The sequence below is a fragment of the Pseudomonas kitaguniensis genome (assembly GCF_009296165.1).
Taxonomy (GTDB): Bacteria; Pseudomonadota; Gammaproteobacteria; order Pseudomonadales; family Pseudomonadaceae; genus Aquipseudomonas; species Aquipseudomonas kitaguniensis.
In genome coordinates, this window is record NZ_VUAZ01000087.1 from 1 (window position 1) to 13,552 (window position 13,552).

At 61.0% G+C, this 13,552-nt stretch carries 7 protein-coding genes and 3 pseudogenes; all 10 read right to left on the reverse strand.

All coding sequences use genetic code 11. The features are described from left to right. Positions 1–1,298 (reverse strand): annotated as a pseudogene (locus F0169_RS15475) (ABC transporter ATP-binding protein); the annotation flags it as partial. Between the two features lie 10 nt (positions 1,299–1,308). Further along, positions 1,309–2,331: an ABC transporter permease gene (locus tag F0169_RS15480; protein WP_122251471.1), complete on the reverse strand. Its 1,023-nt coding sequence runs from the start codon at positions 2,329–2,331 to the stop codon at positions 1,309–1,311. Then, the gene (locus tag F0169_RS15485; protein ID WP_152746999.1) at positions 2,331–3,392 is read right to left on the reverse strand and encodes a microcin C ABC transporter permease YejB; all 1,062 of its coding nucleotides are present in this window, start codon (positions 3,390–3,392) and stop codon (positions 2,331–2,333) included. Before F0169_RS15485 ends, F0169_RS15480 begins: the two co-directional genes overlap by 1 nt. After that, positions 3,392–5,250 (reverse strand): annotated as a pseudogene (locus tag F0169_RS15490) (extracellular solute-binding protein). Before F0169_RS15490 ends, F0169_RS15485 begins: the two are co-directional and overlap by 1 nt. A 134-nt stretch (positions 5,251–5,384) precedes the next feature. Further along, positions 5,385–5,666: a peptidylprolyl isomerase gene (locus tag F0169_RS15495; RefSeq protein WP_058412590.1), complete on the reverse strand. Its 282-nt coding sequence runs from the start codon at positions 5,664–5,666 to the stop codon at positions 5,385–5,387. Between the two features lie 159 nt (positions 5,667–5,825). Further along, on the reverse strand, positions 5,826–7,430 hold the full coding sequence (locus F0169_RS15500; protein ID WP_152747000.1) for an ABC transporter ATP-binding protein: 1,605 nt from the start codon (positions 7,428–7,430) through the stop codon (positions 5,826–5,828). 1 nt (position 7,431) lies between these two features. Further along, a complete protein-coding gene (locus F0169_RS15505) occupies positions 7,432–8,451 on the reverse strand; it encodes an ABC transporter permease (protein ID WP_152747001.1) in 1,020 nt (339 codons plus the stop codon). A gap of 1 nt (position 8,452) precedes the next feature. After that, positions 8,453–9,525, reverse strand: a pseudogene (locus F0169_RS15510) (microcin C ABC transporter permease YejB). Next, positions 9,526–11,364: an extracellular solute-binding protein gene (locus F0169_RS15515; RefSeq protein WP_152747002.1), complete on the reverse strand. Its 1,839-nt coding sequence runs from the start codon at positions 11,362–11,364 to the stop codon at positions 9,526–9,528. Further along, on the reverse strand, positions 11,361–13,190 hold the full coding sequence (locus F0169_RS15520; RefSeq protein ID WP_152747003.1) for an extracellular solute-binding protein: 1,830 nt from the start codon (positions 13,188–13,190) through the stop codon (positions 11,361–11,363). The genes F0169_RS15515 and F0169_RS15520 overlap by 4 nt, the downstream gene beginning before the upstream one ends. Between the last annotated feature and the right edge of the window lie 362 nt (positions 13,191–13,552).

Genomic DNA, 13,552 nt, shown 5'->3' on the forward strand with positions numbered 1-13,552 from the left:
CACCAGCGCGCGGGCGATGGCGATGCGTTGCCGCTGGCCCCCGGAAAACTCATGCGGATAGCGATGCCGCGCATCCGGGTCCAGGCCGACCTCTTTGAGCGCCGCGATAATCGCCGCTTCTTGCTCGGCAGGCGTGCCCATCTTGTGAATCCGCAGGCCCTCGCCAACAATCTCGCTGACGCTCATGCGCGGGCTCAAGCTGCCGAACGGGTCCTGAAACACCACCTGCATCTGTTTGCGCCACGGGCGCATTTGCTGATTGCTCAGTAGGTGAAGCGCTTCACCCTGAAAGCGGATGCTGCCGGTGGAGTCGAGCAACCGCAGGATCGCCTGGCCCAAAGTGGACTTGCCCGAGCCGGACTCGCCGACAATCCCCAGCGTCTTGCCGCGCTGTACGCTGAGGCTGATGCCATCCACCGCGCGCAAGTAGGTTTTGCGGCGGAACATGCCGCCGCCCAAGGGGAATTGCACGCTGAGGTCGTCGACCTGCAACACGGTTTCGCGCGCCTCGCTGCACAGCGCATTGCCCGCAGGTTCGGCGTCCAGCAGCAGGCGGCTGTAAGGGTGTTGCGGGGCGCTGAACAGCGCTTGGCAATCGGCCTGTTCGACGATTTCGCCGGCGCGCATCACGCACACACGCTGGGCAATGCTGCGCACCAGGTTGAGGTCGTGGCTGATCAGCAGCAACGACATGCCCAAACGTTGTTGCAGCGACTTGAGCAGCAACAGAATCTTGCGCTGCACGGTCACGTCGAGTGCGGTGGTGGGTTCGTCGGCGATCAGCAGTTCCGGCTCGCAGGCCAGCGCCATGGCGATCATCACGCGCTGGCGCTGGCCGCCGGAGAGTTGATGCGGGTAAGCCTTGAGGCGTTCCTGCGGCTTTTGGATGCCCACCAGTTCAAGCAATTCGAGGATGCGCGCCTGCGCCGCCTTGCCGCCCAAGCCTTTGTGCAACAGCAAGGTTTCGCCGATCTGTTTTTCGATGCTGTGCAGCGGGTTAAGCGAGGTCATCGGCTCCTGAAAAATCATCGCAATGCGGTTGCCGCGCAGTTTTTGCAGGGTCGCCGGCGAGGCGCCGATCAACTCCTGGCCGCGATACTTTACCGAGCCGGTGGTGTGCGTGCCGCCTTCCGGCAGCAGTTGCAAAATCGAATGCGCCGTCACCGACTTGCCCGAGCCCGACTCACCGACCAGCGCCAGGCACTCGCCGGGGCGTACTTCCAGGCTCAGGTTACGCACCACGCTCTGGCCGCTGAAGCGACGCACAGGTCGCGGATCTCGATCAGGTTGTCGCTCATACAGACTCACTCATGCACGGGGGTCGAAGGCATCACGCAACGCCTCGCCGATAAATACCAGCAGCGACAGGATCAGCGCCAAGGTGAAAAACGCCGTCAGGCCCAGCCACGGCGCTTGCAGGTTCTGCTTGCCTTGGGCGATCAGCTCGCCCAGCGACGCACTGCCTGCCGGCATGCCGAAGCCGAGGAAATCCAGGGCGCTCAAGGTGGAAATCGCGCCGGTTAAAATAAACGGCAGGTAGCTCAAGGTGGCGGTCATAGCGTTCGGCAGGATGTGCCGGCGGATAATTTTGCCGTCGCCCAAGCCCAGGGCGCGTGCGGCCTTGACGTATTCCAGGTTGCGCCCGCGCAGGAACTCGGCACGCACCACGTCCACCAGCGCGAGCCACGAAAACAGCGCCATGATGCCCAGCAACCACCAGAAGTTCGGCTCGACAAACCCCGACAGGATGATCAGCAGGTACAGCACCGGCAGCCCGGACCACACTTCCAGAATGCGCTGGCCGAGCAAGTCCACCCAGCCGCCGTAGTAACCCTGCAACGCGCCGGCGGCGATGCCGATGGCGGCGCTGATCGCGGTCAGCGCCAACGCAAACACTATCGACACGCGTGCGCCAAACAGCACGCGCGCCAACACATCCCGCGACTGGTCGTCGGTGCCCAGCCAGTTCACCGCCGAGGGCGGGCTCGGGGCAGGGCGGCTCAGTTCGTAATTGGGCGTGTCAGCGCTGAACGGCACCGGCGGAAACAGCATCCAGCCGCCGTCTTGCTTGATCAGCTTTTGCACGTAGTCACTGCGGTAGTCGGCCTGAAACGGCAACTGCCCGCCGAACTGTTGCTCGGTGTAGCGCTTGAACACCGGAAAATACAGCTGGTTTTTGAAGCTGAGTACCAGCGGCTTGTCATTGGCGATCAACTCGCCGCCAAGGGTCAGGATAAACAGGCCGATAAACAGCCACAGCGACCACCAGCCGCGACGGTTCTTTTTGAAGCGCTCGAAACGCCGACGCGCCACCGGAGACAAATCAAGCATCAGGCGTTCCTCGCGGCGAAGTCGATACGCGGGTCCACCCACGTGTAGCAGAGGTCGCCGATGAGTTTTATCAGCAGCCCGAACAGGGTGAAGATAAACAGCGAACCGAACACCACCGGGTAGTCACGTGACACCGCGGCTTCGTAGCTCATGCGGCCGAGGCCATCGAGTGAGAAGATCACCTCGATCAGCAACGAACCGGCGAAAAACACGCTGATAAACGCCTGCGGAATCCCGGAAATCACCAGCAACATCGCGTTGCGGAACACATGCCCATACAGCACGCGCCGTTCGCTCAAGCCTTTGGCGCGCGCGGTGACGACGTATTGGCGGGTGATTTCATTCAGGAACGAGTTTTTGGTGAGGATGGTCAGCGTGGCGAACCCGCCGATCACCAGTGCCGTGACCGGCAACACCAAGTGCCAGAAGTAGTCGGCGATTTTGCCCACGGTACTCAGTTCTTCGAAGTTTTCCGAGACCAGCCCGCGCACCGGGAACCAGTTCAACGAGGTGCCGCCGGCGAACAGCACAATCAGGAACATCGCAAACAGAAACGCCGGCATGGCATAGCCGATGACGATGGCGGTGCTGCTCCACACATCAAAGCTGCTGCCATGGCGCACGGCTTTGCGAATGCCCAAGGGGATCGACACCAGGTAGGTGATCAGCGTGGCCCAGAGGCCGAGCGAGATGGTCACCGGCATTTTTTCCAGGATCAGGTCGGTGACGGTCGAGCCGCGAAAGAAGCTGTTGCCGAAATCCAGCCGGGCGTAACTCTTGAGCATCAGCCACAGGCGTTCCGGGGCGGGCTTGTCGAAGCCGTACTGCTTTTCGATGTCTTGGATCAGCTTGGGGTCCAGGCCACGGCTGGCCCGCGAACCGCCGCTGATGCCTTCACCGGACGAGCCACCGACAGCGCCGCCGCCAATGCCTTGCAAGTGCGCGATGGCTTGCTCCACCGGCCCGCCGGGCGCGGCCTGCACGATCACGAAGTTGACCAGCAGGATAATCACCAGCGTCGGGATAATCAGCAGCAGGCGCCGCACGATATAGGCAAACATCAGTGGGCACCTCCGCGTTTTTTCAACTCGGCGTTCATTTGCTCATTCGTCAGTGGCGTTGGGCTGATTTCCCACCAGGTTTCCAGCGCTTCGTCGTTTTTGGCGGCGATGGCCGGGCGACCGAAGCGGTTCCACCACGCGGCGGACGTGCCGGGCGGGTAGTAGTTGGGAATCCACAGGTAATTCCATTGCAGCACACGGTCCAGGGCATGCGCGTAGGTGAGCATCTGCGCTTGGGTGTCGGCCTTGACCAGGCCTTTGATCAGGCTGTCGACGGCCGGGTCCTGGAGCACCATGTAGTTATTCGCGCCGGGGTCGAACGCGGCCGCCGAGCCGAAGAAGTTATACAGCTCCATCCCCGGCGAGGTGGTGACCGGGAAGCCGCTGACGATCATGTCGTAGTCGCGTGCCATCACCCGGTTCACGTATTGCGAGGAATCGATGCGGCGGATATTCAGGGTGATACCGATTTGCGCGAGGTTGCGTTTATACGGCAGCAACAGACGTTCCACACCGCTTTGCGCGTTGAGAAAGGTGAACTCCAGCGGCTCGCCTTCGGCGTTCACCAGCCTGTCACCGTCGGGTTTCCAGCCGGCTTCTTCGAGCAAGGCCAGGGCTTGCAACTGCTTGTCGCGGATCATGCCGCTGCCATCGGTGACCGGCGCCTTGAACACTTGGGTGAACACTTCGTCGGGCACTTGCCCACGCAGCGGCTCAAGAATCGCCAGCTCGTCTTTGCTCGGCAATTGGGTCGCGGCCAGCGGGCTGTTCGAGAAAAAGCTCTGCTGGCGGATGTACATGTTGCGCATCATCTGCCGGTTGGCCCATTCAAAATCCCACAGCATCGCCAAGGCCTGACGCACGCGGCGGTCTTTGAACATCGGCTTTTGCGCGTTGAACACATAGCCTTGTGCCGGTTGCGGCATTTCTTTGGCCAAGTGCTCACGCTGCAATCGGCCATCGTCCAGCGCCGGGCCGTTGTAGCCGATCGAGTAACCGGTGGCAGAGAATTCGCGGTTGAAGTCGTAGGCGCCACCGCGCAACACCTGGCGGGCGACTTCGGTGTCGCCGAAATACTCCAGGCTCAACTGGTTGAAGTTGTACAGGCCACGACTCACGGGCAAGTCCTTGCCCCACCAGTCCGGGTCGCGGGTAAAGGTGATGGTGCTGCCCGAGTCGATTTTGCTGATGGTGTACGGGCCGCTGCCCAGCGGGGCTTCGTAGCCGCCGCCGTTGGCGAAGTCGCGGGTTTTCCACCAGTGCTCGGGGAACACTGGCAAGGTCGCAATATCCAGCGCCAACGTGCGGTTTTCATTGCTGGAAAAGTCAAAGCGCACTTGGCGCTCGCCTTCGACTTCGACGTGCTTGACGTCGGCGAACAGGGTGCGAAAACGCAGGCTGCCTTGGGTCATCAGAGGTCGAAGCTGTAGCGCACGTCTTCGGCGGTGATCGGTTTACCGTCGGCGAAACGCGCCTTGGGGTTGAGGTAAAAGCGCAGCGACAGGCCGTCGTCGGCGCGTTCCATCTTTTCCGCGACCAGGCCATACACCGTGTAGGGTTCGTCCAGCGAACGCTGGGCCAACGGCGCATAGAGCCAGCCGTCGACCTGGGATACGCCGATGCCTTTGTCGATATACGGCAGCACGTGGTCAAAGCGCCCGATCTCGATGGCCGAGCGGCGCAGGCTGCCGCCTTTGGGGGCGTCGGGGTTGGCGTAGTCGAAATGGCTGAAGCCGGCGGGGTATTTGGCCGGTTCGCCGTACACCGTCAGGTACGTCTGCGGGGCCGCGATCACGGCGGTACTGGCCAACAGCAGGGCCAGGGTGGAGCTGAGCAGAGATGAAAAAGCCAATCGCATTATCAGCCTTGAACGCCAGGTGACGAAGAATAATAGGGAGTTTGTACGCTAACGGCCTGAGCATCGCCAGTCATCACATGCACAACGGCCCACCAAAAGGCGGGCCGTTGTTTAGAGCATCAGCGCAGACTGGATCAGTCCTGGCGGCTGGTGACTTCCAGCAGGTGATAACCGAACTGGGTTTTCACTGGGCCTTGCACGGTGTTGACCGGGGCGCTGAAGACGACGCTGTCGAATTCTTTAACCATTTGGCCTGGGCCGAACGAACCCAGGTCGCCGCCTTGACGGCTGGATGGGCAGCTGGAGTTGGCTTTGGCGATTTCTGCGAAATCGGCGCCGCCTTCGATCTGGGCCTTGAGTTCGTTGCACTTGTCTTCAGTGGAAACGAGGATGTGACGGGCGGTGGCTTTGGCCATGGGGAGTAACTCCTTGAATAAAAAGGGTGAGCCTACCGGATTCAGGCGGTTATTTCCCGGCAAAGTTCCATTGGTGTGGGTTGGGTTTGGCTATGGCGTGTTTCGAAGCTGCCAGTTGCAAGCGACAAGTGGCAAGTAAGAGCAAAAGCCGACTGCCATCTAACCAGCAGGCACCAAAAAGGCTGCTTCCAGCAACTGCCGGGTGTAAGCATGCTGCGGCGCAGCAAAAATCGCCTGCGCATCGCCCTGTTCCACTACGCGGCCATGCTTGACTACCATCAACTGGTGGCTCAAAGCCTTGACCACCGCCAAATCATGGCTGATAAACAGGTAAGTCAGGTTGTACTTGGCCTGCAAACCCCGCAGCAACTCCACCACCTGCCGCTGCACCGTGCGGTCGAGTGCCGAGGTCGGCTCATCGAGTAAAATCAAACGCGGTTTGAGCACCAGCGCGCGGGCGATGGCGATGCGTTGCCGCTGGCCCCCGGAAAACTCATGCGGATAGCGATGCCGCGCATCCGGGTCCAGGCCGACCTCTTTGAGCGCCGCGATAATCGCCGCTTCTTGCTCGGCAGGCGTGCCCATCTTGTGAATCCGCAGGCCCTCGCCAACAATCTCGCTGACGCTCATGCGCGGGCTCAAGCTGCCGAACGGGTCCTGAAACACCACCTGCATTTCCCGGCGCAGCGGGCGCACTTGGTGTTGGCTCATGCGGTCCAGTGGCTGGCCTTCAAAGCGAATCCCGCCGGTGCTCGCGATCAAGCGCAAAATCGCCAGGCCCAGGGTGGATTTGCCCGAGCCGCTCTCGCCGACGATGCCCAGGGTCTGGCCTTGCGGCAGGCTGAAGTTGATGCCGTCTACCGCCTTGACGTAATCGACGGTGTTGCGCAAAAAGCCTTTCTTGATCGGAAACCACACCTTCAGGTCATCGACTTCCAGCAACGCCGGCCCGACCGCATTGGTCGCCGGCCCGCCACTCGGTTCAGCCGCCAGCAGTTCTTGCGTGTAAGGGTGCTGCGGCGCCTGGAACAGCGTCTCGCAATCGGCTTGCTCAACGATGCAGCCTTGCTGCATCACGCACACGCGGTGGGCAATGCGGCGGACCAGGTTGAGGTCATGGCTGATCAGCAGCAACGCCATGCCGAGTCGCGCCTGCAACGCTTTAAGCAGTTCCAGAATCTTCAGTTGCACGGTCACGTCGAGCGCCGTGGTCGGCTCGTCGGCGATCAGCAGTTCCGGCTCGTTGGCCAGCGCCATCGCGATCATCACGCGCTGGCGCTGGCCGCCGGACAGTTCGTGCGGCAAGGCCTTGAGGCGCTTGTGCGGTTCGGGAATGCCGACCAGCTCAAGCAGTTCCAGGGTGCGCGTGGTGGCGACCTTGCCGGTCAGACCTTTGTGCAGGCCGAGCACTTCGTTGATCTGCTTTTCGATGCAGTGCAGCGGGTTCAACGAAGTCATCGGCTCCTGAAAAATCATCGCAATGCGGTTGCCGCGAATGTGCCGGATGGTTTTCTCTTTAAGGGTCAGCAAGTCTTGCCCGGCGTAGCTGATGGTGCCGGACGGGTGGCGGGCCAGCGGGTAGGGCAGCAGGCGCAGGATCGAGTGCGCGGTGACCGATTTGCCCGAGCCGCTTTCGCCGACCAGCGCCAGGGTTTCGCCGCGCTTGATGTCGAAGCTGACATTGTTGACCACGCGGTGGTGATGCTCGCCGGTGACGAACTCGACGCTGAGGTCGCGGACTTCGATCAGATTGTCCTGGTTCATCTCATTTCCTCGGGTCGAAGGCATCGCGAGCGGACTCGCCGATAAACACCAGCAAACTCAACATGATCGCCAGCACGGCAAAGGCACTCATGCCCAGCCACGGCGCTTGCAGGTTGGATTTGCCTTGGGCCACCAGTTCACCCAGCGACGGCGAGCCGGCGGGCAGGCCGAAGCCCAAAAAGTCCAGCGCGGTGAGGGTGCCGATGGCGCCGGTGAGAATGAACGGCATGAAGGTCATGGTTGAAACCATCGCGTTCGGCAGGATATGCCGGAACATGATCGCGCCGTTCTGCATGCCCAGCGCCCGCGCCGCGCGCACGTATTCGAGGTTGCGCCCGCGCAGGAACTCGGCGCGCACCACGTCCACCAGGCTCATCCAGGAAAACAGCAACATGATCCCCAGCAGCCACCAGAAGTTCGGCTGCACAAAGCTTGCGAGGATGATCAGCAGGTACAGCACCGGCAAGCCTGACCAGATCTCCAGGAAGCGTTGCCCGGCGAGGTCGACCCAGCCGCCATAAAAACCCTGCAGTGCCCCGGCGATCACGCCGATGATCGAACTGAGTACGGTCAGCGTCAGCGCAAACAGCACCGACACGCGGAAGCCGTAAATCACCCGCGCCAGCACATCGCGGCCCTGGTCATCGGTGCCCAGCAGGTTGACCGACGACGGCGGGGCAGGGGCCGGCACCCGCAGGTCGTAGTTGATGCTCTGGTAGCCAAACGGGATCGGTGCCCACAGCGTCCAGGCGTCCTTGGCCTTGAGCAGTTCCTGGATGTACGGGCTCTTGTAGTTGGCCTCCAGCGGGAACTCACCGCCAAAGGTGGTCTCCGGGTAGCGCTTGAGCGCCGGGAAGTACCAGTCGCCATCGAAGTGCACGGCCAGCGGTTTGTCGTTGGCGATCAATTCGGCGCCCAGGCTGAGCCCGAACAGCATCAGGAACAGCCACAGCGACCACCAGCCACGTTTGTTCGCCTTGAACCGCTCGAACCGGCGGCGATTGAGGGGGGATAAGTTCATCTCAATGCTCCCGGCTGGAAAAGTCGATACGCGGATCGACGAGGGTGTAGGTAAGGTCGCCGATCAGTTTTACCACCAGCCCGAGCAGGGTGAAGATAAACAGCGTGCCGAACACCACCGGGTAGTCGCGGTTGATCGCCGCTTCAAAGCTCATCAGGCCGAGGCCGTCGAGGGAGAAGATCACCTCCACCAGCAACGAGCCGGTGAAGAAGATCCCGATAAACGCCGATGGGAAACCCGCAATCACCAGCAGCATGGCATTGCGGAACACGTGGCCGTAAAGCACGCGGTGGTTGGTCAGGCCCTTGGCCTTGGCGGTGACCACGTACTGTTTGTTGATTTCATCGAGGAAGCTGTTTTTGGTCAGTAAGGTCATCGTCGCAAAGTTGCCGATCACCAGCGCGGTGACGGGCAGCGCGAGGTGCCAGAAGTAATCGCGGACCTTGCCGAACAGGCTCAGTTCTTCGAAGTTATTCGAGGTGAGCCCGCGCAACGGGAACCAGTCCAGGTAACTGCCGCCGGCAAACACCACGATCAGCAGAATCGCGAACAAGAACGCCGGGATCGCGTAGCCGACGATGATCGCCGAGCTGGTCCACACATCGAAATGGCTGCCGTGCCGGGTGGCCTTGGCGATCCCCAGCGGAATCGACACCAGGTACATGATTAGCGTGCTCCATAACCCGAGGGAGATGGACACCGGCATTTTTTCCTTGATCAGGTCGATGACCTTGGCGTCACGGAAAAAACTGTCGCCAAAATCCAGCTTGGCGTAGTTCTTGATCATGATCCACAAGCGTTCCGGCGCCGATTTGTCGAAGCCGTACATCTTCTCGATTTCCTTGATCAAGGCCGGGTCCAGGCCCTGCGCGCCGCGATAGCTGGAACCGGCCACCGAGACCTCTGCCCCGCCACCGGCAATGCGGCTGGTGGCGCCGTCAAAGCCTTCGAGCTTGGCGATCATCTGTTCCACCGGGCCACCGGGCGCGGCCTGATGATGATGAAGTTGATCAACAGAATCCCGAGCAACGTCGGAATAATCAGCAACAGGCGACGAACAATATAAGCCAGCATTTAATCGCCTCCGCTCGCCGGATCGGCGGTTTCAGTGGTGCCCAGTGAGAGCGCCGGTTTTACTTCGGGTTTGGCCCACCAGGTGGCGGTGCCGACGTCGTAGCGCGGCGGCACCGCAGGGTGGCCCAAGTGGTTCCAATACGCCACGCGGAAGGTTTTGATGTGCCAGTTGGGAATCACGTAGTAGCCGAACTGCAACACGCGGTCGAGGGCTTTGGCGTGCGCCACCAGGCTTTTGCGCGAGTCGGCGTCGATCAACGCTTCGACCAACTGGTCGATCACCGGGTCTTTGAGGCCCATGTAATTGCGGCTGCCGGGCTTGTCGGCGCTGGACGACTGCCAGAATTCACGCTGCTCGTTGCCCGGCGAAGTCGATTGCGGAAAGCTGCCCACCAGCATGTCAAAGTCGCGCGAACGCAGGCGGTTGATGTACTGCGAAACGTCGACCCGGCGAATCACCAGGTCGATACCCAGGTCGGCCAGGTTGCGTTTGAACGGCAACAACACCCGTTCAAAATCGGTTTGGGTCAGCAGGAACTCGATGCTCACCGGTTTGCCGGTGGTGTCGACCATCTTGTCGTCGACGATCTTCCAGCCCGCCGCTTGCAGCAACTGGTAGGCCTCGCGTTGCTGGGTGCGGATCATGCCGCTGCCGTCGGTTTTAGCCGGTGCGAAGGCTTCGGTAAACACTTGTGGCGGGATCTTGTCGCGAAACGGTTCGAGGATCGCCGTCTCGTCCGGGCCAGGCAGGCCGGTGGCAGCCATTTCCGAGTTCTCGAAATAGCTGCGGGTGCGCACGTAGGCGCCGTTGAACAGCTGTTTGTTGCTCCACTCAAAGTCCAGTAGCAGGCTGATGGCCTTGCGCACGCGCACATCCTGGAACATCGGTTTGCGCACGTTGAACACAAAACCCTGCATGCCGGTCGGGTTGCCGTTGGGGATTTCTTCCTTGATCAGGCGCCCTTGGGTGACGGCGGGAATGTTGTAGGCGTTGGCCCAGTTCTTCGCGCTGAACTCCAGCCAGTAGTCAAATTGCCCGGCCTTCAGGGCTTCGAGCGCCACGGTGCTGTCGCGGTAATAGTCGCTGATGCGGTTATCGAAGTTGTAGAGGCCTTGGGTCACCGGCAAGTCCTTGGCCCAGTAGTCCTTTACCCGCTCATAGCGAATCATGCGCCCCGGCTTGACCTCGGCGACCTTATACGGCCCGCTGCCCAGCGGGATTTCCAGGTTGCCCTTGGTAAAGTCGCGGGTTGCCCACCAGTGCTTGGGCAATACCGGCAGTTGCCCGAGGATCAGCGGCAATTCGCGGTTGTTGGTGCGTTTGAACTTGAACAGCACGCGCAGCGGGTCTTCGGCCACCACTTCGTCGACGTCGGCGTAGTAGGTGCGGTAGAGCGGCGAGCCGTCCTTGATCAACGCATCGAAGGTGAACAGCACGTCTTCGGCGCGTATCGGGTGGCCATCATGAAAGCGCGCTTCGGGGCGCAGGTAGAAGCGGACCCAACTGTTGTCCGGGGCCTTTTCGATCTTGCCGGCCACCAGCCCGTACTCGGTGATGGGCTCATCCAGGCTCTGTATCGCCAGGGTGTCGTAGATCAGTTGCAGATTATCTGCCGGTACGCCCTTGCTGATGTAGGGGTTGAGGCTGTCGAAACCGCCCATGCTCGATTCGCGAAACGTGCCGCCCTTGGGCGCTGCGGGGTTTACGTAGTCGAAATGCTTGAAGTCGGCGGGGTACTTGGGCGGCTCGTTGTACAGCGTCAGCGCATGTTGCGGCGCCGCGTTCGCCGCCGTGCAGAGCAACAGGCTGCTCAGCAAAGCGTTGCGCAAAAACATCATTGGGCTTTCTCCGAAGCTTTCAGCCACCATGCGCTCAGGCCCAGGCTGTAGGGCGGCGTGGTGACAAAGGCGAACCGGTTGCGGTACGCCAAGCGATGATAGTTGAGGTACCAGTTGGGAATGCTGTAGTGCTGCCACAGCAGTACCCGGTCAAGGGCACGGCCGGCGGCCAGTTGTTCTTCGCGGGTTTGCGCCGCGAGCAATTGTTCCAGCAGGTGGTCGACCACCGGGTTGGCGATGCCTGCGTAGTTCTTGCTGCCCTTGATGCCGGCTTGGCTGGAATGGAAGTACTGCCACTGCTCAAGGCCCGGGCTCAGGGTCTGGTTGAGGGTAATCAGGATCATGTCGAAGTCGAACTGATCCAGGCGCTGTTTGTATTGTGCGCGGTCAACCGTACGCAGGCGCGCGTCGATACCGATGCTGATCAGGTTCTCGACATACGGTTGCAGGATGCGCTCCAGGTTCGGGTTCACCAGCAAAATCTCAACGCGCAGCGGTTGCCCGTCACTGTTGAGCAGGCGTTGCCCCGATAGCTTCCAGCCGGCTTCACTCAGCAGCCCCAGCGCATGGCGCAGGGTTTCGCGCGGGATGCCGCGACCGTCGGTCTGCGGCAGGCTGAAGGCTTGGGTAAACAGGTTGGCCGGCAACTGCTCGCGGTACGGCGAAAGCATCAGCCATTCGTGGCCCACCGGTACGCCGGTCGCCGAGAACTCGCTGTTGGGGTAGTAACTCAAGCTGCGTTTATAGGCGCTGCTGAACAGGCTGCGGTTGGTCCATTCAAAATCGAACATCAGCCCCAGCGCTTCGCGCACCTTGGTTTGGGCGAAGGTGGGTCGCCGCGTGTTCATGAACAGGCCCTGGCTCTGGGTCGGGATCTGGTGCGCAATCTGCGCCTTGATCACGTCGCCACGGTTGACCGCCGGGAAGTCGTAGCCGGTGGCCCAGTTTTTGGCCTGGTGCTCGATATAGATGTCGAATTCGCCCGCCTTGAAGGCTTCGAACGCCACGTCGCTGTCGCGGTAAAACTCCACCTCCACCTTGTTGTAGTTGTAGAAGCCCTGATTGACCGGCAAGTCTTTGCCCCAGTAATCCTTGACCCGTTCGAACACCAGTTGCCGGCCGGGGGTGACCTTGGTGATGCGGTACGGCCCGCTGCCCAATGGGGGTTCAAACGTGGTGGCTTTGAAGTCGCGGTTTTTCCAGTAGTGCTGGGGCAATACCGGCAATTCGCCGAGGCGCAGGATCAGCAACGGGTTGCCGGCGCGCTTGAACACAAAGCGGATGCGATGACGGTTGAGCACGTCGACCCGCGCCACTTCCTGCAGGTTGGTGCGGTACTGCGGGTGGCCTTCGGTCAACAGCGTGCGGTAGGAAAACGCCACGTCATCGGCGGTGATCGGCTTGCCGTCGTGAAAGCGCGCTTCGGGGCGCAGGTTGAACACGACCCAGCTGCGGTCTTCGCTGTATTCGACCGATTGGGCAATCAGCCCGTAGCTGGAGGTAGGTTCATCGCCGGATGGGGCGTACTGGCCGGTGCCGACCATCAACGGCTCGTTCAGCTCGTTGACGCCGTATTGCAGGAAATTGGGCGTGGAGACGGGGCTGGAGCCCTTGAACGTGTAGGGGTTGAGCGTATCGAAGGTGCCAAAGGCCATGACCCGCAGGGTTCCGCCTTTTGGCGCTGCAGGGTTTACCCAATCGAAGTGGGTGAATTTGGCCGGGTACTTGAGTGTGCCGAACTGCGTGTAACCGTGGCTCTCGGTAATCGTCGCGTTCGCAGCGAAGCTCAAGGCCAGACTTATTAGTAGAAGGAGGGGACGCTTCAAGTCAGAGATCCGATCCGGGCGGCTTGGGCTTTTATGGTCGGTACAGTAACAGCTTGCTCCGGTTGTAAAAAGGTGCGGCCCTCGTGGTTTAACGGGTCGCTTCCAGATCAAAAGCAAAAGCACGGCGGCCTGAGTGGTTGAAGCAGATCAAAGGCGGCTTTGCATACACAGCAGATCTGCTTCTGGTTGTTGTGGGAGGGGGCTTGCTCCCATAGCAGTTTTTACAGTTGATACATGAGTTTACTGACCCGCCGCCATCGGGAGCAAGCCCCCCTCCCACATTTGACCGCGTTCGGCTCAGTTGATCGTTCCCACGCTCTGCGTGTAATGCCGATCCGGACGCTCTGCGTCCCGCTTTTTCA